This window comes from Klebsiella sp. GB_Kp047, assembly GCF_040065235.1.
Taxonomy (GTDB): domain Bacteria; phylum Pseudomonadota; class Gammaproteobacteria; order Enterobacterales; family Enterobacteriaceae; genus Klebsiella; species Klebsiella quasipneumoniae.
This window is the reverse complement of sequence record NZ_JBEAJG010000031.1, coordinates 120,929-145,010: the sequence shown is the minus strand read 5'-3', so window position 1 is coordinate 145,010 and position 24,082 is coordinate 120,929. Positions and strand designations below refer to the sequence as shown.

Here is a 24,082-nt window from a genome sequence, read left to right as displayed (position 1 = left end):
GGCAACCGATGATCAATACGCTGCTATACCGCATTCTGCTGGCTATCCCCACCATGCTTGGGGTGGCGGTGATCTGTTTCATGCTGGTGCAGATCGCGCCGGGCGACCCGCTGGTGTCGGTGATGCCGCCGGACGCCTCGGAGGCGCTACGCCAGACGCTGATGCAGGCCTACGGCTTTGATAAGCCGCTGCCTCTGCAGTTTATCCACTGGCTGTGGCGGGCACTGCACGGCGACCTCGGTATGTCGGTCGCCACCGGCCGCCCGGTGATAGACGAGGTGATGACCGCAGTGGCTTACTCCCTGCGCCTGGCGCTGCTGGCGACGGCGATCGGCTTCGTCCTCGGCAGCCTGTTTGGCTTTGTCGCCGGCTATTTTCGCAACAGCGTCATTGACCGTCTGGCCTCGGTGTTGTCGGTGTTTGGCGTCAGCGTGCCGCATTACTGGCTGGGGATGCTGTTGGTGATCCTCTGCAGCGTCAAGTTCGCGCTGCTGCCGGCCACCGGCGGCGGGCCGATAGGCGAGGTGGGCTGGCAATGGGACTGGGCGCACCTGCAGTTCATGCTGCTGCCGGCCATCACGCTGTCGGTGATCCCGACCGGGATTATCGCCCGCACCGTGCGCTCGCAGGTAGCCGATATCCTCAGCCAGGAGTTTATCGTTGGCCTGCGCGCCCGCGGCCTTAACGAATCGCGCATCTTTGTCCACGTCATGAAAAATGCCGCGCCAACCGCGCTGGCGGTGATGGGGCTGCAGGTGGGCTATCTGATGGGCGGCTCGATCCTCGTGGAGACCGTCTTCTCCTGGCCGGGGACCGGGCTGCTGCTCAACACCGCCATCTTTCAGCGTGACCTGCCCCTGCTGCAGGGCACTATCTGGGTGCTGGCGCTGTTTTTCGTGTTGCTCAACCTGTTGGTGGATATTCTGCAGGCCACCCTCGACCCGCGCATTAAGAGGAGCTGACCATGGTGGATACGGCAACGACGAAAGCGGTCCCGGCCGCGCCGGCCAACGCTTCCCGGCAAGGTTACTGGCGCGGCGTGCTGCGCCGCTTACTGCGCGATCCCGGCGGCGTGGTGGTGGGGGTAGTGATCCTGCTGCTGCTGGCCCTGGCGCTGTTAGGGCCATGGCTTATCGTCAAAGACCCCTATCAAACGTCAATGTTCCTGCGCCTGAAGCCCATCGGCAGCGACGGCTTCCCGCTGGGCTCTGATGAGCTGGGGCGCGACATGCTGTCGCGACTGATTCTCGGCACCCGGCTGTCGCTGTTTATGGGGATTGTCCCGGTGGTGTTCGCCTTTTTTATCGGCGGCGCCATCGGGATCATCGCCGGCTACATGGGCGGCAAAATCAATACCGTGATTATGCGCACCGTGGATGTGTTCTATGCCTTTCCCTCGGTCCTGCTGGCGATTGCGCTGTCGGGGGCGCTGGGGGCGGGCATCGGCAATGCGCTGCTGTCGCTGACCCTGGTGTTTGTCCCGCAGGTGGCGCGGATTGCCGAGAGCGTGACCGCCCAGGTACGGCATATGGACTATATCGACGCCGCCCGGGCCACCGGCGCCAGCGCGTTGACCATTATCCGCGTCCAGGTGCTGGGTAACGTGCTCGGGCCGATCTTCGTCTTCTCCACCGGGCTGATTTCGGTGTGCATGATCCTCGCCTCCGGCCTGTCGTTTCTCGGCCTCGGCGTGCGGCCGCCGGAGCCCGAGTGGGGGCTGATGCTCAATACCCTGCGCACGGCAATCTATACCCAGCCGTGGGTGGCCGCCCTGCCGGGCCTGATGATTTTTATCACCTCCATTTCGTTCAATATCCTCGCGGACCGCCTGCGTGCGGCAATGGCGATTAAGGAGTAAGCGATGCAACCCTTTATCAATATCGATCTCGGCGGGCCGGCGCAGCCGCTGCTGAAGGTCAATCACCTGCTGAAGTACTTCCGCGGCGGCAAAGGCCGGGAGGTGGTCCAGGCGGTGGACGATATCAGCTTCACGGTGATGAAAGGCGAAACCCTGGGGGTGGTCGGCGAGTCGGGCTGCGGCAAATCGACCACCGCCCGACTGCTGATGCAGCTGCTCACCCAGGACAGCGGCGAACTGATCTTCGACGGGCTGGAGGTTGGCTCGTCGCGTCTGCCCATGAAAGCCTACCGTCGCCAGGTGCAGATGGTTTTCCAGGATAGCTATGCCTCGCTCAATCCGCGCATGACCATGGAGGAGAGTATCGCCTTCGGCCAGCGCGTCCACGGCGTCAGCGCCAGAGAGGCCAGCGAATACGCCCGCTATCTGCTGGCGCACGTCGGCCTTGAACCGGCGCGCTTTGCCGACCGCTACCCGCATGCGCTCTCCGGCGGCCAGCGGCAGCGGGTGAATATCGCCCGCGCGCTGGCGATGAAGCCGCGGCTGGTCATTCTTGATGAGGCGGTGTCGGCGCTGGATAAATCGGTGGAAGCCCAGGTGCTGCAGCTGCTGCAGGAGCTAAAACGCACCCTCGAGCTGACCTATGTGTTTATCAGCCACGATCTGCACGTGGTTCGCTGGCTGTCGGATCGGATCCTCGTTATGTACCTTGGCGAAGTGGTAGAGATCGGCCCGGCGGAGCAGCTGTTTACCGCCTCCGCCCACCCCTATACCCGGGCGCTGTTAAGCTCCATGCCCTCCATGGACCCGGAACACCGCACCCTGACCTCGCCGCTGAGCGGCGATCCCCCCAGCCCCATCGCGCCGCCGAGCGGCTGTCGCTTTCACACCCGCTGCCCGCATGCGAAGGCGGTCTGCGCCGAAGTGAAACCGCGGCTGGAGGCGGTCGGGGAGGGGCACCAGAGCGCCTGCCTGATGGCGCAGCCGGCCTCGCTCTGGCATCAGAGCATCCCCCTTAAGGAGGTCAGCCATGTCGGATAACGCCTTTGTCCATGTGCGCGACCTGCGGGTCGTCTTTCGCCGCGACGGGCAGACCATCAACGCGGTCAACGGGGTCTCCTTTGACGTACAAAAGGGGGAGGTGATGGCGCTGATTGGCGAGTCGGGTTCCGGCAAGAGCGTGACCCTGCGGGCGCTGATGCGCCTGCACCCGCCGGGGAGCAGTGAGCTCTCCGGCACCCTGCGGGTGGGTGACGACGCGGTGCTGACGATGAGCGCCAGCCAGCTGCGGCGCTACCGCGGCGGGCGCTGCGCGATGATTTTTCAGGAGCCGCTGCTGGCCTTCGACCCGGTCTACACCGTTGGGCAGCAGATTATTGAAGGGCTGCGTCGCCACGAAGGGCTGTCGCGCCAGGCGGCCCGGGACAGGGCACTGGAGGCCCTGCGCCAGGTGCGCATTCCCAGCCCCGAGCGGCGGCTGGACGCTTACCCGCACGAGATGTCCGGCGGGATGCGCCAGCGGGCGATGATCGCCCTCGCGCTCTCCTGTAACCCGCAGCTGCTGCTGGCGGATGAGCCGACCACCGCCCTCGACGCCACGGTGCAAATCCAGATCCTGATCCTGCTGCGCGAGCAGCAAAAGCAGCGCGGGCTGTCGATCGTGTTTGTGACCCACGACATCGGCGCCGCGGTGGAGATCGCCGACCGGGTGGCGGTGATGTACGCCGGGCGGATCGTCGAGGAGGCTTCTATGAGTGAGATCCTGCGCCACCCACGCCATCCTTATACCCGGGTGCTGCTGGGCAGCCGGCCGAAAGAGGGGCTTAAGAAAGGCGATGCCCTGCACTGCATTCCCGGCGCGCCGCCGGATCTGGCGCGCTTGCCGCCCGGCTGCGCCTTTGCCGAGCGCTGCCCGCACCGTCGCCCGGTCTGCGAGCAGAGCCTGCCGCCGACGGAATCCGTCGCGGAGCGCCATGCGGTGAGTTGCCACCGCTGGCGCGAGCTGGCGATTGACGCCAACTCGCAGGCCCTGGCCGTCTGACCGGCGGCAACACACCACGATGAAGACCAGGCGCTGATGCCTTTTTTCCCACCGCCGGTTGCGCTGGCGGCGACCTTGATGTCAGGAGACCACCATGAGCTGTGATGTACTTTTTACCCCCGCCACCGACACCACCGGCTGGCGCATCAATGGCGACCGCCTGTGGGCGTCGTTAATGGATCTCGCGCAGATCGGCGCCACGCCGAAGGGCGGCTGCCGCCGTCTGACCCTCACCGACCTCGACCGTCAGGGGCGGGACCGGGTGATTGGCTGGGCGCGGGAGGCCGGGATGAGCGTCACCATCGATAAAATCGGCAATGTGTTTATGCGTCGGGAAGGGCGCAACCCCAGCCTGCCGCCCATCGTCTCCGGCAGCCATATCGACACCCAGCCCACCGGCGGCAAATTTGACGGCAACTACGGCGTGCTGGCGGCGCTGGAGGTGGTGCGCACGCTCAACGATCTGCAGATTGCCACCGAGGCGCCGATTGAGGTGGTGTTCTGGACCAACGAAGAGGGGTCGCGCTTTGTGCCGGTGATGATGGGCTCCGGGGTCTTTGCCGGGGTCTTCCCGCTGGAGGAGACCTGGGCCGTCACGGATAAAGAGGGCGTCAGCGTCGGCGAGGCGCTGGCGCAGATCGGCTATATCGGCGAGCAGACCCCGGGAGAGCATCCCGTAGGCGCCTATTTTGAGGCGCACATTGAGCAGGGGCCGATTCTCGAAGATGAAGCGAAAACCATCGGTATCGTGCAGGGCGTGCTGGGGATCCGCTGGTACGACTGCGTGGTGACCGGTCAGGCGTCGCATGCCGGGCCCACGCCGATGCGCCTGCGTCAGGATGCCCTGCAGGTGGCGACCCGCATTATGCAGGAGGTGGTAGCGATTGCCGGACGCAGCGAAGAGGGACGCGGCACCGTCGGCAGCGTGCAGGTGTGGCCCAACAGCCGCAACGTGGTGCCCGGAGAGGTCACCTTCTCCATTGATATGCGCAATCTCAGCGATGCGCTGGTGGATGAAATGGATCGCCAGCTGCGGGCGTTTATCGCGGAGGTTGAGCGGGAAAGCGGTCTGCAGGTGGCCCTGAAGCAGGTGAGCCACTATCCGGCGGCGCCCTTCGATGGCGAATGCCAGCAGGCCATTGCCGATGCCGCGCAGCGGCTGGGCTACCCGGCGCGGCCGATCGTCTCCGGCGCCGGGCATGACGCAGTGTATATGAGCTACCTGGCGCCGACCGGGATGATTTTTATCCCCTGCAAGGATGGGATCAGCCATAACGAAATGGAGTATGCCTCGCCGGAGCACGTCGCCGCCGGCGCCAACGTGCTGCTGCAGGTGATGCTCCAGTACGCGCGGCCGCTGTAGGCGGTCGCCATCCCCGGCGGGGCGACCTGTTTCCAGCCGTTTGTCATGTGGTAGCCCGGGTCAGCGGTTACGCCGCCGAAACCCGGGACGGCGGATGTAGGGGCGGTCAATCACTGCTCCTGCTCTCTGCGCTAACCCGCCGGCGGCCACATTTGCGCGAGCCCACCACGCACAGCACCACGCCGAGGGTAACCGCCAGCATCAAGGGGCTGACGGTTTCGTGCAACAGCGCCGCCGACAGGCCAAGCCCGAAGAACGGCTGCAATAGCTGGAGCTGGCCGACGGCGGCGATCCCGCCCGCGGCCAGCCCTTTGTACCAGAAGATAAAACCGATCAGCATACTGAAGAGCGACACATAGCCGAGCGCGGTCCAGGAGGAGGCCGATATGGCATGCCAGGACGCAGGCTGAACCATCAGCGAGGCGGGGAGCATCAACGGCAGGGCAATCACCAGCGCCCAGCAGATCACCTGCCAGCCGCCGAGCTCCCGCGTCAGCTTCGCCCCTTCCGCATAGCCGAGGCCGCAGGCGATAACTGCCGCCAGCATCAGCAGATCGCCGCTGAGCGACGTCGCCGCACTTTGCGTCAGGGCGAATCCCATCACCAGCAGACTGCCCAGCAGCGAAAAGATCCAGAAAGCGCGCTGAGGACGCTCGCCGCCGCGCAGCACACCAAAAATAGCGGTCATCAGCGGCAGCAGACCAATAAACACAATCGAATGCGCCGAGGTGATGCGCTGCAGGGCCAGCGCCGTGAGCAGGGGAAAGCCGATCACCACCCCTGATGAGACGATGATCAAGGGCACAAGCTGCGCCAGGCGCGGGCGTTTCTGGCGAAAGCCGACCAGCAGGGCGACGGCAAGCAGCCCGGCGATGGAGGCGCGCAGAAAGGTCAATAACAACGGATCCATATCCTGCACCGCCAGCCGCGTCGCGGGCAGGGAACCGCTAAAAATAATCACCCCCAGTAAACCATGAAACCATCCGGACCAGGGGCCGGGCGCCGATTTATCCAATATTGAATCTACCACGTTAACCTCGCGTTATCTGATTGGGCTGCGCCCGCTTGAGCATCGTCAGTGGCGATGGTAATGTGGCCAATCTGATACAATCAAATTATTGTCATAGATACATTTCACGATGAAAGCTCGATACAAAGCCGTTGTCGACCGATACGCGCAGGCGATCCGCAGTGGGCAGCTGCCCGCCGGCAGCCGTTTGCCAACGCACCGTACCCTTGCCGCCGATGAACGCCTCTCGCTGGCCACCGCCACCCGCGTCTACCGTGAACTGGAAGAGATGGGGCTGGTTAGCGGCGAAACCGGCCGCGGCACCTTCGTGCGCGACCTCGCGCTGCCGCCGGGGCATGGGGTCGATCAGCAGGTGGTGGCCGCTGACGTCGTGGATCTTAACTTCAACTACCCTTCGCTGCCGGCGCAGGGCGATGCGCTGCGCGAGGCGCTCAGGCAGCTGGCGATGGCGGGCGATATTGATTCGCATCTGCGCTATCAGCCTCACGCCGGGCGGCTCGCCGAGCGGGACATTATCGCCCGCCATTTGACCTGCCGACACTTTGCGCCGGCCGCGGAAAATGTCCTGATCGTTAACGGCGCACAGCACGGGCTGGCGGTGACCGTTATGGGGCTGTTACGTCCGGGCGATGTGGTGGCGGTTGATGCTCTGACCTATTCGGGCTTCAAGGTTCTGGCGGCGCTCTATCATCTGGAGCTGGCGGCCATCCCCTGTGGGGCCGAGGGGCCGGACCTGCAGGCGCTTCATGCGCTGTGCCAGCAGCGGCGAGTGCGGGCGGTGTATACCATGCCGACGCTGCACAATCCGCTGGGCTGGGTGCTCAACGCCGGGCAGCGGCAGGCGCTGGCCGACCTCGCGCGCCAGCACGATCTGCTGATTATTGAAGATGCGGCTTACGCCAGGCTGGTGAGCCGCCCGCCGCCGCCGGTGGTCAGCTATGCGCCGGAAAGAACGGTGTATGTCACCGGATTTTCGAAAAATATCGCCACCGGGCTGCGCGTGGGGGGGGTGATTTCTCCGCCGCGCTATCGGCCGGAGATTGAGCGCGCCATCCGGGCCACGACGTGGAATACGCCGACGCTGATAAGTTCGCTGATTTGCGCCTGGATTGAAGATGGCACGGTGGCCCGCTTTGAAACACAGAAACGCCAGGATGCGCGACAGCGGCAGCAGGTGGCCCGCGAGGTGCTTTGCGGGCTTCCCGTTGTCAGTCATCCCGATTCGTACTTCGTCTGGCTGCCTCTGGGGGAAGAGAGCCGGGCCGATCGGCTGGCGAACGCGCTGATGGAACAGCGTATTTCGGTGTCGACCGCCGAGCCGTTCTGCGTCTCCGCCACGATTCCACAGGCGCTGCGCATTGCGCTCGGATCGGTGCCTTTCGACAGTCTGCGCCCGGCGTTGCTCAGCGTGCGCGATGCCGTTGAGTACGAACAATATCGCTAACCCATCTGCTCCAGCTGGCCGCGCAGGACCTCCACCCCCTGGGCGATGGCGTCGGGGTTAATGGCGTGGAATCCCATGCGAAAGTAGTTATCCGGCGGCGCGGCGCTGAGAAAATGGCGCGCCCCGGGCTCAATCAGCACGCCGGCGTGGGCGGCGCGCCAGGTGAGCTGCTGGGTGTTGATCTGCGCCGGGGTCTGCAGCCAGAAGGCGTTAGCGTGTTCGCTCCCCGCCAGCGCGCGACAGGACGGCAGATAGCGCTGCAGGGCGGCGTGCAGGCGCTCCCAGCGCTGGGCGGAGTCGTAGTGGTAGCGCCGCAGATGGGTTTCATAATGTCCCTGGGCGAGGAAATGGGCCATCTGGTACTGAATGTTGGTCGGCGGATGGCGATAGACCAACCGGCGCAGGGCGCGCGCCTCGTCGATCAGGTCCGGGTCGGCGACCATAAATCCCAGCCGCAGCCCCGGCGATAGCGCCTTTGACAGGCTGCTGACATACACCACCCGGCCGCTGCGGTCGCTGGCCTTCAGCGCCGGCAGCGGGTTGAGGGTAAAGTTACTCTCCGAGTCATAATCATCTTCAATGATCACCGCGTCATGGCGGGCGGCATGATCCAGCAGCTGGCGGCGGCGCACGCTGCTCATTGCCACCCCGGTGGGCACCTGGTGGCCGGGGGTGACATAGTAGTAATCGCAGGGACGTTCGTTAAGCACGATCCCCTCTTCATCCACCGGGTGCGGCACCACCTCGGCGTCGGCGAGCAGAAAGGTGTTGATGGCTTCGCGAAAGCAGGGGTTTTCGACGCCAATGCGGGTGGTGGAGGAGAGCAGCAGCCGGGTCAGCAGGTAGAGGGCGTTTTGCGAGCCCAGGGTAATGAGAATTTCGTCCGGGGCGGCGACAATGCCGCGCTTGGGCAGCACCCGGGTGCGGATCTGCTCGATGAGCATCGGCACATCCTGGTCAATATGGTCGATGACCCACGCCGGGTCGCGCACCCCGCCGTGCAGCCAGTTCGCCGCCGAGCGCCAGGTGGCCAGCGGGAACTGCCGGGTATCGGGCTGGCCGTAGATAAACGGGTAGCGGTAGTGCATCCAGCCCGCCGGTTTGAGGATCGACTCCTGCTGGCTGGGGGTCATCTGCAGCCGGTCGCCCCAGCGTGGTGCAGCCGCTTCGCGCTGCGGTGCACTCTCGACCGCGGGCGGCGAAGCATCGTGATAGTCGGGGTGCAGGTAGTAACCACTTCGCGGGCGGCTAATCAGGTAGCCCTCGTTGACCAGGCTTTCGAACACCAGGGCGGTGGTGTTGCGCGAGACGCGCAGCTGGCTGGCCAGCTGGCGGCAGGAGGGGAGCGGGGTGTCGGCGGCGAAGATCCCGCTGAGAATGGCATTCACCAGCGTCTCTCGCACCTGTTCCTGCAAACCGCGGCCAGGCTCAAAATCAACGTGTAACAGGTGACGGATCATACGGGGCTCCTCTGGCAATAACGCATCGCGACCACCCGCTAAGCTCAGCAAATTCCATACCACCCTTCCGCCATCTGACACAGCGATGCGGCCCATCTGGCTCTATACGGAATTGCAAAACGCTCCCACATTAAAAACGCATTCAGCCGCCGTGGACCGGAACCTCCCGGCCTCTATTTTGCATAAACCTTTTCGCGTTCTGGAATGAACCCGTCTGGCCAATCCATCAGGGGTGAAATAATGAAAAAATCATTGGCATCAATATGTCTGAGCGCTGTATTAACGGTTGCTTTTTCTTATCACGCCGTCGCGGCCGATCTGCCGGAAATAGAAAAATCCGGCACCCTGAAAGTGGCGACGGAAGATGATTATGCGCCGTTTAACTTTATGAATAATGGCCAGGCCGATGGCTTTAACAAGGATATGCTTGAGGAGTTACGTAAATACGCCAAATTTCATGTCGACCAGAGCATATTACCATGGACCGGATTATTAGCGGCTGTCTCCACCGGGCAATATGATATGGCCTTAACCGGGGCGGTTATTACCGATGAGCGGCTGAAGGTTTTTGATTTCACCCCGCCGTGGGCCTCTGCACAGCACTATTTCGTCAAACGCGCTGGCGATACCTCGCTAAATACCATTGCCGATCTCAGCGGCAAAAAAGTGGGCGTGCAGGCAGGCAGCGCGCTGCTGGCGCGTTTGCCGGAGCTGAAGGCGATGCTGGAGAAGACCGGCGGCAAGCTGGGACCGGTGGTGGAGTACCCCTCCTATCCGGAAGCCTACGCCGACCTGGCGAATAAGCGGCTGGATTACGTGATTAACGTGGTTATCTCGGTAAACGACCTGGCGAAAGCCAAACCGAAGGTCTTCGCCAAAGGGCTGGCCGTCTCCGGACCGGGCTATATGGCGTGGCCGATCCCGAAAAACTCGCCGCAGCTGCTGGCCTATATGACCAAGTTTATGAACCACATGAAGGAGACCGGCAAGCTCGCCGAGCTGCAGAAAAAATGGTTTGGCGAAACCTATGACAACCTGCCCACCGAGGCGATCACCAGCCCGGAACAGTTTCATAAGCTTGCCGGTCTGTAATGTTCCGCGGCGGGCGACCGCCGCCTGTTGCTGAGAAGGAGGGCCTCATGGATGCAATTTCCTGGCAGTTATTAATCGAAGGCGCATGGACGACCCTCTGGATTTCGGCCATCGCTATCGCCTTCGGGGTGGTGGCGGGGCTGCTGATCGCCCTGGTGCGGATGCTGCGTCTGCCGGTTATCGACCAGCTGCTGGTGGTCTATATCAGCCTGGCCCGCGCGACGCCGCTGGTGACGCTGGTGCTGTTTCTGTTTCTTTCGCTGCCCGCGATGGGTATTAACCTCGACAAGAACGTGGCCGCGATTGTGGCGCTGACGCTTAACACGTCGGCGTTTAACGCTGAGATCTGGCGCAACGCCTTCCGCACCTTTCCGCGCGAACAGCGGGAGGCGGCAGAGTCGGTGGGGATGCGCCGCTGGACCTACTTCCGCTACATCATGCTGCCGCAGATGTGGATCGAGAGCCTGCCGGCGCTGGTCAATGAGATGTCGTTTTTGATCAAAGGTAGCCCGGCGATCGCCGTGATTGGCGTGGTGGATCTTACCCGGGTGACCAACCGTATCTCCTCGGTCACCTACGAGCCGCTGTCGCCGATCCTTGCCGCCGGCCTGCTGTATGTGGCGATCATCGGCTGTTTGTTGAAGCTGCAGGGGATCGCGGAACGGAAAGCCAGGCGCCTGGCGCGCTAGCAACGGGAGGTATTATGAATCAGTGGGGCGTTATCTGGTCGGTACGCGATAGCTTTATTGCCGGGTTATTCGCGACCCTCGAACTGTTTATTACCGCCGCCCTGGCGGCCCTTATTATCGGTATTGCGCTGTGCTATTTGAGTGAATATCAAAAGAAAGTCCTTAACCGGGTTATCATTGGCTTTGTCAGCCTGATGCGCGCGATCCCTTTTTTGATCCTCGCCTATCTGCTGTATTACGGACTGCCGCAGCTCGGTATTAGCATGGAGCCGTGGACCGCCGGTTTATTGGCCCTGATTATTTATCATGGCGCCTACTTCTTTGAAATATTGCGCAGCCAGCGGCGGGTATTTTCCGGCGGGTATATTGAAGCGGCGATTGCTCAGGGCTTTTCTCGCTATGCCATTTTTCGGCGGATTATTTTACCCAATATCGTCTCTTCCGCCTTACCGCTGATCGGCAATCAGCTGATTATCTGCCTGAAGGACACCGCTTTCCTGAGCATTATTACCGTTCAGGAGATCACCGCCGCCGCCAACAGCGTCCAGGCGACCTATTTTATTCCGTTTAACGCCTTTATCGTCGCCATTGGGCTCTACTGGGCGATCAGCATTCTGCTGGAACTGCTGATTAAGCGCCTGACCGCCTGGGGAGCCAAACGAGGAATGAGCCATGCCTGAGTCTATTGCCGTAAGCGTCAAAAACGTCTCCAAGCAGTTCGATAATGTGGAAGTCCTGCGGGATATTAACCTGACGGTGGAGAAGGGGACCGTGGTGAGTATTCTCGGCTCGTCCGGGTCGGGAAAATCCACCCTGCTGCGCTGTATGAACTGGCTGGAACAGCCGGACCGCGGTGAAATTCATATCGGCGGTCAGCGGCTGGGGATTGATGAACAGCGCGGCCGGGCGATGTCGCACCGCCAGCTGGCCAAAATCCGCGAGCGGGTGGGGATGGTGTTTCAGAGTTTTAACCTGTGGCCGCATCTGACCGTGCAGCAGAACGTCAGCGAGGCGCTGCTGCGCGTTAAGGGCATGAAGCGGGACGAGGCGAAGGCCATGGCCATGCAGCAGCTGGAGAAAGTCGGCATGGCGCACAAAGCCGATGTCTACCCGATCACCCTCTCCGGCGGGCAGAAGCAGCGGGTGGCGATCGCCCGTTCGCTGGCGATGTCGCCAGAAGTTATCCTCTTCGATGAACCGACCTCGGCGCTGGATCCGGAGCTGGTGAACGAGGTGTTAGGAGTGATGAAAGCCCTTGCCGCCGAGGGCTACACCATGGTGGTGGTGACCCACGAGATGGATTTTGCCCGCCAGGTGTCCAATGAGGTGGTGTTTCTGGAGAAGGGGCTGCTGATTGAGAAGGCGCCGCCGGAGAAGTTCTTCACGCAACCTGACTCCGAACGCGTCAGGCAGTTTCTGCAAAGCAGCCGCTAGACCGGCCTGTCCCCCCTGCCGGCAACGCGGCAGGGGAAGCGTCGGGCTTCTCTTAATCCCGATCGATGGCGAACGGCTGCCACGCCTGACGCACCGGCATCACCTCTACCCGGTTAATGTTCATATGCGCCGGCAGCGTGGCGATATAAAACATCTGCTCGGCGATATCGCGCGCGCTCAGCGGCGTGGTGCCGCGATAGAGTTTATCCGATGCCGCCTGGTCGCCCTTAGTGCGCACCAGGGTAAATTCGGTCTCGGCAATCCCCGGCGCCAGATCGGTGACTCGCACGCCGGTGCCAAGCAGATCGCAGCGCAGGTTATAGCTGAACTGTTTCACGAAGGCCTTGCTGGCGCCATAGACATGGCTGCCGGGATAGGGCCACTGTCCGGCGATCGAGCCGATATTGATAATGCTCGCTCCGGCGCCATGGCGAATCAGCGTCGGCAGCAGGGCGTGGGTGACCGTCACCAGACCGGTGACATTGGTGTCGATCATCGTTTTCCAGTCCTCCAGCGCCACCTCCTGCGCCGGCAGCGGCGACAGCGCCAGCCCGGCGTTGTTGATCAGGGTGGTGACATCGGCGAAATCGGCGGGCAGCGACGCCACGGCGGCAGCCACTGCCTCGCTGTCACGAACGTCAAGCTCAATAATATGCACCGGCACCTTAGCGGCGAGGCTGTCCTGCAAGGCCTTCAGTCGCGGATAGCGGCGCCCGCTCAACACCAGCGACCAGCCCGCGTCGGCAAACACCTGCGCTGCCGCTTCGCCAAAACCCGAGGTCGCCCCGGTGATAAACACTACGTTGCTCGTTGCCATCTCATTCTCCTGTGCGGTTGTCTCTTCACTATAAAAACGCCGGACGGCAAGGCACAGGGCCAGACGACGGGCGGGGATGTGACACCGTGTCACATCGTTTTGCGCGCACTGGCTCTATCCGATTTGCGCGGCCGCGGCCAATGATGAAGCCAACCACTACGACATGAGAGAGGGCAGGGTATGAAGCTGGCAATTCACAACGAGGTCGCGGTAAGCAATGACGAAGTTCGGCAATTGGATCGCGCCTATGTGTTTCATTCATGGTCGATGCAGGGCAATCTCAACCCGCTGGTCATCGCCGGGGCGCAAGGCTGCGAGCTATGGGATTACGAGGGGAATACCTGGCTCGATTTCAGCAGCCAGCTGGTGAACGTCAACATAGGCTATCAACATCCCCGGGTGCTGGCGGCCATGAAGGCGCAGCTGGAGACCCTGGTCACCATCGCGCCCGCCACCGCCAACCTTGCCCGCGGCGAAGCGGCGAAGCGCATCGTCGACCTGGCGCCGGCGGGCTTCAGCAAGGTGTTCTTCACTAACGCCGGGGCGGATGCCAATGAGAACGCGATTCGCATGGCGCGGCTCTATACCGGGCGCGACAAGGTGCTCTCGGCCTATCGTTCCTACCATGGCAACACCGGCAGCGCGATCGCCGCCACCGGCGACTGGCGCCGGGTGCCGAATGAGTTCTCCCGCGGCCATGTACACTTCTTCAACCCCTACCTTTACCGCAGCGAGTTCAACGCCGCGACCGAGGAAGAGGAGTGCCAGCGCGCGCTGGCGCATCTGCGGCGGATCATTGAATGCGAGGGGCCGACGTCCATCGCGGCGATCCTGCTGGAGTCCATCCCCGGCACCGCCGGGATCCTCGTGCCGCCGGCAGGCTATATGCAGGGCGTGCGCGCTCTGGCCGACGAGTTTGGCATCGTGCTGATCCTCGATGAGGTGATGGCCGGCTTTGGCCGCACCGGCAGCTGGTTCGCCTTCGAACAGGATGGCGTGGTGCCGGATCTGGTGACCTTTGCCAAGGGGGTTAACGCCGGCTACGTGCCGGCGGGCGGGGTGCTGATTAGCGAGCCGATTGCCCGCTACTTTGACGACCACTTCTTTGCCGGGGGGCTGACCTACTCCGGCCATCCGCTGGCGATGGCGGCGATTGTCGCCACCATCGACGCGATGAAAGAGGAGAAGGTGGTTGAGAACGCGGCCTATATCGGCAACGAGGTGCTGCGACCCGGCCTCGAGGCGCTGGCGGAGAAGCACGCCATTATCGGCGAGGTGCGCGGTCGCGGCCTGTTCCAGGCGCTGGAGCTGGTAAGCAGCCGTAAACAAAAAGCGCCGCTGACCGCCGCCGACATGGCCGCGATCAAAGGGGCCTTAACCGAGGCCGGACTGTTGGCCTTTGTGGTGGAAAACCGCATTCACGTGGTGCCGCCGTGCACCATTACTGCTGAGCAGGTGGCGCAGGGGCTGGCGATTTTTGATGCGGTATTCGCCCGCTTTGCCAGCCTGGCGAAGTAGGGGAGGGGGCCGGATACTGTTGCCCGGCGGCGCTGCGTTTGCACGGGCCTACGGGGTGCGAGCCTGTGTGTGGATCCTGTAGGCCGGGTAAGGCGTCAGCCGCCACCCGGCGAAATAACGTCACAACTGAATATTTCCCTGTTCGCGCTGCGTCTGGCAGGGCTACAGCTTCTGTGTTAATTCCGGGCAGATTGCGCTCCCAATATTTCTTCTGCGTTATGTCATTCATGGCGCAAGGAGCGCACAGGGGGCGGCCAGTCGCCGCCGCCCCCTGTACCCCCGGCCTTCCGGGAACGACTCAGCGATTTTGAGGCCGCCAGCACCGGCAGTTTCAGTCGCCGCAAGTGGGTAAATTAACGGCAGGTCGCACGAATCGTAGGTCGGGTAAGCGAAGCGCCACCCGACAAAACAACCGCGCATCCGCTGCCTTCACCTCATTCGGTGTTCCCCGTTGACCAGCGCGTCGCGATCGAAAAAGCGCTGGATCACGCCCTCCGCCATAAACGCCGCCCGATCGGACATATGGGCGATGACGTCGGCATCATGGCTGACCAGCAGATAGGTCATGCCGTGCTCCTGTTTCAGGCGGTTAAGCAGATTGAGGATTTCCGCCTGTACCGACATATCCAGTGCCGAGGTCGGCTCATCCAGCAGCAGGAGCTGCGGGCGCAGCAGCAGGGCGCGGGCAATGGCCACGCGCTGCCGTTGACCGCCGGAGAGCTGATGCGGATAGCGGCGCGCGGCGTCGGCGGCCAGACCCACCCGCTCAAGGGCGGTGGTCACCAGCGAGGCAACGTCGCGGATGCCGTGGATCTGCAGCGGCTCCGCCAGGGTGCGCCACAGGGTATGGTTGGGATGCAGCGAAGCATACGGATCCTGAAACACCATCTGCACGTTGCGCCGCAGCTCGCCCTGAAAGCGGGCGCCCGGCGTAATGGCCTGGCCAAGTAGATCCACGCTGCCGCGCCATTCGCGCTGCAATCCGGCGAGCACGCGCAAAATCGTCGATTTACCGCAGCCCGAGGCGCCGATCAGGCTGAAGGTTTCCCCGGCGTCGACACGGAAACTGGCGGCGGAGACCGCCGTCTTCGCGCCGAATGTTACCTGTAAATCCTGAAGATTAACGATCGCCATGGGCCGTCTCCGTAAAGTCCTGAGTTCTGTCGAGGGTCGGCAGCATCTGGCCGTAAGTATGCGCATTCGGCCGGCAGGTCCACAGGGTGCGGGTATAAGGGTGCGTCGCCGTCGGTAGCGCCCGCGCTGGCATCTCGTCGACCTGTCTCCCCTGGTACATCACCAGCACGCGATCGCAATGCGCGGCCACTAACGGCAGATCGTGGCTGATCAGTAACATGGCCATCTGCCGCTGCGCGCACTGCTCCACCAGCAGCTCGAGGATCTGGTTGCGCAGGCGGGTGTCAAGGGCTGAGGTCGGCTCGTCGGCTATCAGCACCTTCGGGTTATTGAGCAGCGCGAGGGCGATCATTACCCGCTGCCCCATCCCGCCGGAGAGTTCGCCGGGATAGCGGCTGAGGACCGGGAGATCCAGACCGACGGCGGCGATAGCGTCTTTGACCGCCTCGGCGCGCCCGCGGCGGCTGAGACGCTGATGCAGGGTTAACGCCTCTTCCAGCTGCGTCTGAATGGATTGCACTGGATTCAGCGCATAGCGCGGGTCCTGCAGCACCATAGCGATATCGTTGCCGCGCAGCTCGCGCCAGCCGCGGGCGCTAAGGGTCAGCACATCACGCCCCAGCACCTCCAGCCGTTCGGCGCTCACTATCCCGGGCTTGCGCACCAGGCCCATCAGCGCCCGGGCGGTCATGGATTTGCCGGAGCCGGATTCGCCCACCAGCGCCAGCCGCTCGTTGCCGAGGGTGAAGCTGACGTTGTCCACCACCCGGGCGGTGGGGTAGTCGACAGCGAGTCCCTGCACGGTCAGTCGGATGTCAGTCATGTTGCGGCTCCAGAATATCGCGCAGGCCATCGCCCAGCAGGTTAAACGCCAGGCTGGCGAGCAGGATCGCCGCGCCGGGGATGGCAGCGATCCACCACTGGTCGAAAATCACCTGCATCCCGTCGGCAATCATCGCTCCCCACTCCGCCATCGGCGGGCGAGCGCCAAGGCCGAGAAAGCCGAGCCCGGCGGCGGCGAGAATAATACCCGCCAGATCGAGCGCCAGCCGGACAATTGCCGACGGCAGACATAGCGGCAGAATATGGCCGACCAGCAGCCGCCCGCCGCGGATGCCCAGCATCTCCGCCGCGGCGAGATAGTCGCTATGGCGCAGGCGCTGAATTTCGCTGCGCGCCTGACGGGCATAGGCCGGCCAGGTAGTCAGGGCTAACGCCAGCGCGCCGTTGACCAGCCCCGGGCCGAGCATCGCCACGAACGCGAAGGCGAGGATCAACCGCGGCATCGACATCACCACGTCGGTAAACCGCATCAGTATTCGCTCCAGCCACCCGCCATAGTAGCCGGAGAGGATACCCACCAGCAGCCCGACGGGCAGGGTAATGGCGGTTACCAGCGCCACCAGACCCAGCGCCGGACGGGCGCCGTAGAGCAGGCGCGACAGCAGGTCACGGCCGTAGCTGTCGGTGCCGAGCCAGTGCCCCGCGCCAGGTCCCTGCAGACGGGCGGCGGCATCCTGCCAGTTGGGATCGTGCGGCGCCAGCCACGGGGCGAACAGCGCGGTCAGCACCAGCAGGATCACCAGGGCCAGGCCGCTGAAGGCGGCGGGTGATCGGCGCAGACGGCGTAAAAACAGATAAGTCGGCATCAGCGCACCCTCGGGTCGGTTAACCGCACCAGCAGGTCGGTCAGGTTATTGATCAGCACAAAACTCACGCCAATCAGCAGCGTGCCGCCCATGATCGCCGTGGTATCCCCGGCGAACAGCGCGGTGGTGAGATAGCGGCCGATCCCCGGCCACGAGAAGACGGTTTCGGTGAGCACCGCCCCTTCGAGCATCGAGGTCCAGGCGAGGGCGGTCACCGTCAGCAGAGTGCCGCGGATATTGGGCAGGACGTGGCGCAGCAGAATTGTCATCTCACCAGCCCCTTTGGCCCGCGCCAGCAGAATGTACTCTTTGTTCATCTCGCTCAGGCAGGCGGAGCGGGTCAGGCGGGTGATGCTCGCCAGCGAGTAATAGGCCAGCACCAGCACCGGCAGCAGCAGATGGCCGATGGCATTTTTAAACGCCGCCATATCGCCGGAGAGCCAGGTGTCGATCAGCGCAAAACCGCTGCGCGGCTCGACGGTGTACTGATAAATATCGTCGAGGCGACCCGGGCCCGGCGCCCACTGTAGCCGGGCGTAAAACAGGGCCAGCATCAGCAGGCCGAGCCAGAAAATGGGCACCGAGTTGCCCAACAGGGTAAAGGTGCGCATCGCCAAATCCCACGGCGAACCGGCGTAACGGGCGCACAGCACCCCGGCGACGATGCCCAGTACCGCGCCGACGATCAGCGCCAGGGTCGCCAGCTCAAGGGTTGCCGGAAAGACCGCCAGCAGGTCATGGAGCACCGGCTGGCCGGTGGCGCTGGCGATGCCAAGATCGCCATGGGACAGGTTGACCAGGTAGTGCCAGAACTGGACCGGCAGCGGTTGGTCAAGACCCAACTGATGGCGAACCTGGTCGTAAGTCGACTGACTGGCATGGTCGCCGACGATCTGCAGCACGCGGTCGACCGGCGACAGCGCGGAGAGCGCGAAGGTGACCAGCAGCAGCCCGAACAGCGTCAGCAGCAAGGTAAACAGCCCCTGCAGCAGGCGGGTAAGATGAGTGGAAAACGATGGCATGGAAAATGGAAATTCCTGGTATATCAACATGGTTCCCGGCGGCGCGACGCCCACCGGACTCGGGTGGCGAAACGGTCATCCGGGCAGGGCGAGGCCGCCATGCCCGGTGACATAACCCGCTTACTTGGTGACGTTATCGTACCAGACCATATCGGCGTTCAGCCCCTGCTGATAGCCCTTCACGTTGTCGCGCACCACGATCTGGGTTTTCCCCTGGTCAATAAAGACGTATGGCGAATGCTGCAGCAGGGTTTCCTGCATCGTTTTGTACAGGTCGAGGCGTTTCGCCGGGTCCGGCTCCGCCACCGCGGTGAGGGTGGCTTTATTCAGCTCAGGGATCTGCCAGCCGTTGAGCCCGGCCACGGTGCTGGATTTACCATCGTTCCATGCAAAGGCGCTGGCGTTGGAATGGGCATCAAAGTAGTCCGGGATCCACAGGCGGATCGCCGCCTGATGCTGCTTCGCGCGCACCCGGGCATAGACCTGGCTGCCGGCGGCGGGTAGCAGATCCACCTTCACCCCGCCCTGGGCAAAGCTGGCCTGCAGCGACTGGGCGATGGTGATAAACGGCGGTTTGTTCTCCACGTCGAGGGTGAAGTGGGCATCCTTAATGCCCGCTTTATCGAGGATAGCCTTAGCTTTTTGCGGGTTGAAGGTGAACGGATTGGTCTCCAGCGCCCCCGGCAGTCCGGCCGGCAGGAAGCTTTGATGAATAAAGTACTGTCCTTTCAGCAGATTTTTGGTGATGCCTTCATAATCGACCAGCCAGCGCGCCGCCTCCCAGAAGGCCGGATTATTCAGCAGCGGGTTGGCGCTGTTGGCGGTATTAAACACCAGGTAGTTTTGCTCGGCGGACGGGATGCTCAGCACCTTCACGCCGGGTTTATCCTGCAGGGCGGCTATCTGGTCAGCGCCGAGGTCGCGGGCCACGTCGGCATCCCCCTGCTGGATCAGCAGGCGGCGGGAAGCCGGGTCGGGGACGTTTTTAATAATAATGCTTTTGATCTTTGGCGCGCCGGTGGGGGAGCTGGCGTTGGCCTCCAGCACGATGGCCTGATGCGGCTGGTAGACGCGCATTTTATAGGCCCCGCTGCCCGCCGAGTGCATCTTCAGCCAGTCGTTGCCGAAGTCGTTATTTTTCGCGTTCGGCGCCACCTGTTTTTCATCAACGATGGAGGCGATGGGAGTGGAGAGAATATTCAGCGCCACCGCCGGGCTGACGTCGGCGGTCCAGTGCAGCGTCAGGGTATGATCGTCAACTTTTTTCAGCTGGCTGGCGATGTTGTCCGGCTGCCAGCCGAGCACGTTGAGAATAAACGCTGGCGATTTATTCAGCGTCACCGCGCGGGTGTATGAGAAAATCACATCTTCCGGGCGCAGCGGATTACCGGAGGCGAATTTGGCATCCGGCTTCAGTTTAATGGTCAGGGTTTTCGCCGCCGGATCGGCCTGCCAGCTTTCGGCGAGAATCGGTACGATTTTTTCAGGGTTGTTGCGGTCCGGCTGCACCAGACGCTGGTAGAGGCTGGGGACCGTCTGAATGCTGGAGAGTTCGTTTGCTTCCGCCGGGTCGAGGCTGACGATATCGTCGAGACCCTGGGCGACCACCAGCGTGTTGGGCGGCGTGGCGGCATGCGCGGCGGTGGAGAGCGCCGTCAGTACCAGTAAAGGCAACAGTTTTTTGGTCATGTGCAATCCCTGAAAAATGGTTATTTTAATTTTTTATGCCTCGCTACGTTAGGCCGCATGCCAAAAGGCGTAAAGTCAAAATAAGGATATTCTTATGCTAAAAACGCATAATCAAGAACGACAGGTTATTGCCGGTCGCGCAGAAGCGCCTTTCTCCGCTGCGGGCTTCTTGCTATAACGCATTGTCTATTGCGAGGAGGTGGGTGTGCCGGAAATCAATGAGTTTGGCCAGCAGGTGAACGACCTTGTCCCAGGCTGGCAGGGGGCGCGAGTCCTGCGACGGACGGCGTTAAATGGCCGTTTTTGTCGACTGGAGCCGCTGGACGTTGACCGTCATGCGGCGGATCTGTTTGCCGCCTATGCGCTCGGTGACAACAGCGACTGGACGTGGCTGGCGTCTACGCGGCCGGAGAGCGTGGCAGCGACCGCCCACTGGATCGCGGGCAAGGTGAATGATGATGCCCTGGTGCCGTATGCGGTGATTGACCTGCGCAGCGAGCAGGCGGTAGGCATCGTCAGCTATATGGCGATCGAACGGGAAATGGGCACGGTTGAGATCGGCCATGTCACCTGGTCGCGACGGATGAAAAACACCCCGCTGGGTACCGAAGCGGTCTGGCTGCTGCTGAAGAACGGCTTTGACCATGGCTATCGTCGGCTGGAGTGGAAATGCGATTCGATGAATGTCGCCTCGCGCCGCGCCGCCGAACGGCTGGGCTTTAGCTGGGAAGGACGTCTGCGGCAGAGGCTGGTGCGTAAAGGGCGGACGCGCGACAGCGATATGCTGTCCATCATCGACGGCGAGTGGCCTGCGCGCGATGCGGCGCTGCGGGCGTGGCTGGCGGCGGAAAACTTTACTGCCGACGGGCAGCAGATCAAACGCCTGGAGGCGTTTCGCTAACTCTGCAAAGTGAATGGGCAGAGCGCATCACGCCAGCCCTGCCCATACAAAGGCTATTTCTCGATCATCTGAATAATTTGATCCCGGTTAATGGCATGTTCATTTCCCGCGATATCCTCATAGGTGATTAACCCAGTATCGTCATCGACCTCCGGTTTTCCGTGGGTGATAATCATCTCACCATTTTTTTTCTCTAATACATAATCGCTGGAACACCCCGCAACGGTGAACGTTAATAATGCCAAACCGAATACTGCAACGAACTTTTTCATTGTGCTACCTGTTGTAAGAAAGCCACGGTGGGCCGCAGAATATGACAGACTAACCAGTTATCGAAAGTGGGTCATAATTAACACCGAATAAAGTATTAACATGGCGACTAACGTAATAACCACAATACGACGCTCAAGGGGCGTGGCCTTTTTCTTAGATTCATCATCTGGTTTTGTTAACATAATATTCTCTCTGTTAGCCCTGTCAGTGCTCCCGATTCCGACACCGGCAGAGGTGAGTTCTCGGCAATATTGTCGGGATGAACGACTTGCTAGTTGTTATTTAATACCCAGAGTTAAAGTAACGATTCCAGTGATAACCATTCAAAGACCCGTTCAGGCATTTTTGGCTAACACAACATTAAAAATCTCATTTTTATGGCTGAAGCTGGCTATGCCTGCCGCAGACTCTGTTGCGCAGGCAGCACGCTTATTATCTTTTCGCACGTAACGGATAAAAATAGCTGTTATTATCAATGCTCCGGGGCTGGAAACGGCAAACCCCGGATGACGTTATTAAATGATTCTCACCAAAATATTAAAGAGGCCTATTTAAGATGATGAGAATCACAATTCGCCATTAAGCTAATATAATTTTGCAAATAAACTATAGATTCGTCGGTTTACAAAATAAAGGTACCTTCAATAACCAGACAGGCTTCGCCTGAGAGTTCAACACGTCCGTTATCTTTGATGTGGCAGAAGAGTTCTCCCTTACGGTTACCACCTTGCTGGGCATGAAGCGTTTTTTTCGCCAGTTTCTCACTCCACAGCGGCGCCAGAAAAGTATGTGCCGAACCGGTGACCGGATCTTCGTTGACTCCCACCTGCGGACCGAACCAGCGAGAACGAAAATCGAAGGTCCGTGATGCGGCGGTGACCACCACGCCACGGGTGTTGAAGGCATTCAAGGCGTTAAAGTCGGGTTTAAGCGCGTCCAACAGCGCTTCGTCATCAATGACGACAATAATATCGGAGGCTTGCCAGGTTTCACCTGCGTCTTCAGCCAGTCCCAGCGCCTTGAACAATCCTTGCGGCGCGGCGATGGGTGACGGAACAACCAGCGGAAAATCCAGGGTATATTTTCCATCATGCAACGTGACGTCCAGCGCGCCGCTGCGGGTGAAAAAACGCACCCGTTCGCGCGCTTGTTGATTGAGCAGCACGCTGGCCGCAGCCAGCGTGGCATGACCGCAGAGATCGACCTCGACGGCTGGGGTAAACCATCGCAATCCGAAACCGTCAGGCTGCCTGACAACAAAGGCCGTTTCCGACAGGTTGTTTTCCGTCGCAATGCGCTGCAGCACGCTATCTTCAGGCCACGCCTCCAGCAAACAAACCGCGGCGGGATTGCCGGTAAAGGGGCCTTTTGAGAAAGCATCGACCTGATAAAAGCGAATGCGCTGCTGTGAATTATTTTTCATTCATCACCTCAAGGTCATTATAAACCGTATATCGTGTTACCCCCAGGGCCTGAGCCGCCTGCTGCACGCCCCCGCGCATTTTAAAAATACCTTTCGTATGCATTTCAGCGACAATTTTCAAACGCTGCGCTTTTTGTATTTTTTTACCCGGCACTGAATATTTATCAATGATTTCCTGGATTGACTGATCGATCAATCCGCCTAAATTAAGATCGACCGCCTCTGCGGCCTCCGCCGGCGATGGCAGCAGCGCGTCAAGGCTCTTGCGTATTTGCTCAAAAGGCGAGGGGTCGACATTAATACAGAAGGCGATAAGCGGATATCCCTCTTCGCTGTAATAAATTGTCGATGCGCTATTGAGCGTTTTCCCTGAAGCGGTGACGGTTTTATAATCGCTTATGGTTCTCGGCTTGTTGTTATTCGTCTTCTGCAGAAGCAGCGCAAAACCGGTATCTTTTTCCGGGCCGGCTAATAAATGATCACCATTACCCCTGCCGCTAACATGACCGTTAATAATTTTGATAATGGAATGTTCAGGGGTAGTGAGATTATGCAACACCACCTCCTGATTCGCTGATAACGTTCCCGCCATGGCGTCCATGGCTGCTTCAAGCGGCCCGGCGATCTGTGCAACCTGCTGTGTGTACTCTGATGTCATGGATGATCCTCTGCTGGAATCGTGGTCAGGAAGCGACCCCGGAACGCCATTTTACCATGGGAGATACGCTGACAGGATTAAGTTATACGCACAATGTTTAATTATCAACAAAAAGTTGAATTTTTAGTGCTGGCAGCGTAAATTCCGCTGCGCAAAGCGTCAGCGCTCATGTCGGGTGCGTCTTTATGTTATGGAAATATAATGAGAATTTTTGGCTTGATAGTCATTGCCGTTCTGCTGGTGGCCTGCGGAGTCATTCACCCCTTCGGCGACAAAACCATCTATCAGACTTATTCGGTATCCGATCGGCTGGGGCTGCACTGGCGCTATGACTGCATACGCAGCGCCCTGAAGCCGCATGGCTATGAGGTTGAGCGCATCATCCCCGAGCAGAATGCGCCAAACTTCTTTGATATTTCGCAGCATGGCACACGAGTCGCCCAGATCGATATGTATCAGGTGGCTGGGGCGAGGGCGATAAGTATCACCCTGATATCCGGTGCAAAACAGGTGAATGCTGCTGTTGATAGCATTATTCAGCTGTGCCTTGAGCGCTAAGGGATGCTGGAAAGGTGAGGAGTGTCCTT

24 protein-coding genes are annotated in these 24,082 nt (G+C 61.1%); 13 read left to right on the top strand and 11 right to left on the bottom strand.

Going from position 1 to position 24,082, the window contains the following annotated elements:
* The first annotated feature begins 8 nt into the window (after positions 1–8).
* From ABLV76_RS13380 to ABLV76_RS13360, 5 genes are all read left to right on the top strand, one after another.
* Complete coding sequence (locus ABLV76_RS13380; RefSeq protein WP_017899019.1) at positions 9–962, top strand: ABC transporter permease; 954 nt, start codon at positions 9–11, stop codon at positions 960–962.
* Between the two features lie 2 nt (positions 963–964).
* Entirely contained in the window at positions 965–1,858 is an 894-nt protein-coding gene (locus tag ABLV76_RS13375) for an ABC transporter permease (RefSeq protein ID WP_032455678.1), read from the top strand.
* 3 nt (positions 1,859–1,861) lie between these two features.
* On the top strand, positions 1,862–2,899 hold the full coding sequence (locus ABLV76_RS13370; protein WP_017899021.1) for an ABC transporter ATP-binding protein: 1,038 nt from the start codon (positions 1,862–1,864) through the stop codon (positions 2,897–2,899).
* Positions 2,889–3,899: an ABC transporter ATP-binding protein gene (locus ABLV76_RS13365; RefSeq protein WP_194417577.1), complete on the top strand. Its 1,011-nt coding sequence runs from the start codon at positions 2,889–2,891 to the stop codon at positions 3,897–3,899. Before ABLV76_RS13370 ends, ABLV76_RS13365 begins: the two co-directional genes overlap by 11 nt.
* A gap of 94 nt (positions 3,900–3,993) precedes the next feature.
* Positions 3,994–5,262 carry a Zn-dependent hydrolase gene (locus ABLV76_RS13360; RefSeq protein ID WP_032455679.1) on the top strand — a complete coding sequence of 423 codons (1,269 nt, stop codon included), beginning with the start codon at positions 3,994–3,996 and terminating at the stop codon, positions 5,260–5,262.
* 106 nt (positions 5,263–5,368) lie between these two features.
* Here ABLV76_RS13360 and ABLV76_RS13355 read toward each other — a convergent pair whose 3' ends face one another.
* Positions 5,369–6,277: a DMT family transporter gene (locus tag ABLV76_RS13355; RefSeq protein WP_043521142.1), complete on the bottom strand. Its 909-nt coding sequence runs from the start codon at positions 6,275–6,277 to the stop codon at positions 5,369–5,371.
* Between the two features lie 124 nt (positions 6,278–6,401).
* On the opposite strand from ABLV76_RS13355, the gene ABLV76_RS13350 reads away from it, so the two are divergent.
* Positions 6,402–7,736, top strand: a complete 1,335-nt coding sequence (locus tag ABLV76_RS13350) for a PLP-dependent aminotransferase family protein (RefSeq protein ID WP_146411352.1) — start codon at positions 6,402–6,404, stop codon at positions 7,734–7,736.
* Here the strand turns inward: ABLV76_RS13350 and ABLV76_RS13345 are convergent.
* Positions 7,733–9,196 carry a PLP-dependent aminotransferase family protein gene (locus ABLV76_RS13345; RefSeq protein ID WP_108450624.1) on the bottom strand — a complete coding sequence of 488 codons (1,464 nt, stop codon included), beginning with the start codon at positions 9,194–9,196 and terminating at the stop codon, positions 7,733–7,735. The genes ABLV76_RS13350 and ABLV76_RS13345 overlap by 4 nt on opposite strands.
* A 240-nt stretch (positions 9,197–9,436) precedes the next feature.
* On the opposite strand from ABLV76_RS13345, the gene ABLV76_RS13340 reads away from it, so the two are divergent.
* From ABLV76_RS13340 to ABLV76_RS13325, 4 genes are read left to right on the top strand one after another with little or no spacing between them, the layout of a single operon-like run.
* Positions 9,437–10,288: a transporter substrate-binding domain-containing protein gene (locus ABLV76_RS13340; protein ID WP_023319919.1), complete on the top strand. Its 852-nt coding sequence runs from the start codon at positions 9,437–9,439 to the stop codon at positions 10,286–10,288.
* Between the two features lie 47 nt (positions 10,289–10,335).
* A complete protein-coding gene (locus ABLV76_RS13335) occupies positions 10,336–10,977 on the top strand; it encodes an amino acid ABC transporter permease (RefSeq protein WP_108450623.1) in 642 nt (213 codons plus the stop codon).
* A 14-nt stretch (positions 10,978–10,991) separates the two neighbouring features.
* Positions 10,992–11,657, top strand: a complete 666-nt coding sequence (locus tag ABLV76_RS13330; protein WP_004885631.1) for an ABC transporter permease subunit — start codon at positions 10,992–10,994, stop codon at positions 11,655–11,657.
* Positions 11,650–12,411: an amino acid ABC transporter ATP-binding protein gene (locus ABLV76_RS13325; RefSeq protein WP_004151676.1), complete on the top strand. Its 762-nt coding sequence runs from the start codon at positions 11,650–11,652 to the stop codon at positions 12,409–12,411. The genes ABLV76_RS13330 and ABLV76_RS13325 overlap by 8 nt, the downstream gene beginning before the upstream one ends.
* A gap of 52 nt (positions 12,412–12,463) precedes the next feature.
* Here the strand turns inward: ABLV76_RS13325 and ABLV76_RS13320 are convergent, their stop codons facing one another.
* Positions 12,464–13,228: an SDR family NAD(P)-dependent oxidoreductase gene (locus ABLV76_RS13320; protein WP_004885636.1), complete on the bottom strand. Its 765-nt coding sequence runs from the start codon at positions 13,226–13,228 to the stop codon at positions 12,464–12,466.
* Between the two features lie 180 nt (positions 13,229–13,408).
* Here ABLV76_RS13320 and ABLV76_RS13315 point away from each other — a divergent pair, with 180 nt between their 5' ends.
* The gene (locus tag ABLV76_RS13315; protein WP_064150523.1) at positions 13,409–14,746 is read left to right on the top strand and encodes an aspartate aminotransferase family protein; all 1,338 of its coding nucleotides are present in this window, start codon (positions 13,409–13,411) and stop codon (positions 14,744–14,746) included.
* A 429-nt stretch (positions 14,747–15,175) separates the two neighbouring features.
* Here the strand turns inward: ABLV76_RS13315 and ABLV76_RS13310 are convergent, their stop codons facing one another.
* The 5 genes from ABLV76_RS13310 to ABLV76_RS13290 form a co-directional block, all read right to left on the bottom strand.
* Positions 15,176–15,880, bottom strand: a complete 705-nt coding sequence (locus ABLV76_RS13310; protein ID WP_348878348.1) for an ABC transporter ATP-binding protein — start codon at positions 15,878–15,880, stop codon at positions 15,176–15,178.
* A complete protein-coding gene (locus ABLV76_RS13305; protein ID WP_064189908.1) occupies positions 15,867–16,703 on the bottom strand; it encodes an ABC transporter ATP-binding protein in 837 nt (278 codons plus the stop codon). The genes ABLV76_RS13310 and ABLV76_RS13305 overlap by 14 nt, the downstream gene beginning before the upstream one ends.
* Positions 16,696–17,529: an ABC transporter permease gene (locus ABLV76_RS13300; protein ID WP_004885647.1), complete on the bottom strand. Its 834-nt coding sequence runs from the start codon at positions 17,527–17,529 to the stop codon at positions 16,696–16,698. The genes ABLV76_RS13305 and ABLV76_RS13300 overlap by 8 nt, the downstream gene beginning before the upstream one ends.
* The gene (locus tag ABLV76_RS13295) at positions 17,529–18,551 is read right to left on the bottom strand and encodes an ABC transporter permease (protein ID WP_057213877.1); all 1,023 of its coding nucleotides are present in this window, start codon (positions 18,549–18,551) and stop codon (positions 17,529–17,531) included. Before ABLV76_RS13295 ends, ABLV76_RS13300 begins: the two co-directional genes overlap by 1 nt.
* Before the next feature lie 120 nt (positions 18,552–18,671).
* A complete protein-coding gene (locus tag ABLV76_RS13290; protein ID WP_064189907.1) occupies positions 18,672–20,240 on the bottom strand; it encodes an ABC transporter substrate-binding protein in 1,569 nt (522 codons plus the stop codon).
* A gap of 205 nt (positions 20,241–20,445) precedes the next feature.
* On the opposite strand from ABLV76_RS13290, the gene ABLV76_RS13285 reads away from it, so the two are divergent.
* Positions 20,446–21,141: a GNAT family protein gene (locus ABLV76_RS13285; protein ID WP_049004473.1), complete on the top strand. Its 696-nt coding sequence runs from the start codon at positions 20,446–20,448 to the stop codon at positions 21,139–21,141.
* Between the two features lie 53 nt (positions 21,142–21,194).
* Here the strand turns inward: ABLV76_RS13285 and ABLV76_RS13280 are convergent, their stop codons facing one another.
* The 3 genes from ABLV76_RS13280 to ABLV76_RS13270 form a co-directional block, all read right to left on the bottom strand.
* Positions 21,195–21,413, bottom strand: a complete 219-nt coding sequence (locus ABLV76_RS13280) for a YgdI/YgdR family lipoprotein (protein WP_004885657.1) — start codon at positions 21,411–21,413, stop codon at positions 21,195–21,197.
* A gap of 623 nt (positions 21,414–22,036) precedes the next feature.
* Complete coding sequence (locus tag ABLV76_RS13275; protein ID WP_022064793.1) at positions 22,037–22,837, bottom strand: PhzF family phenazine biosynthesis protein; 801 nt, start codon at positions 22,835–22,837, stop codon at positions 22,037–22,039.
* Positions 22,827–23,495, bottom strand: a complete 669-nt coding sequence (locus ABLV76_RS13270) for a PAS domain-containing protein (RefSeq protein WP_004885662.1) — start codon at positions 23,493–23,495, stop codon at positions 22,827–22,829. The genes ABLV76_RS13275 and ABLV76_RS13270 overlap by 11 nt, the downstream gene beginning before the upstream one ends.
* A gap of 201 nt (positions 23,496–23,696) precedes the next feature.
* On the opposite strand from ABLV76_RS13270, the gene ABLV76_RS13265 reads away from it, so the two are divergent.
* On the top strand, positions 23,697–24,053 hold the full coding sequence (locus ABLV76_RS13265; protein WP_048323311.1) for a hypothetical protein: 357 nt from the start codon (positions 23,697–23,699) through the stop codon (positions 24,051–24,053).
* The last annotated feature ends 29 nt before the right edge of the window (positions 24,054–24,082 follow it).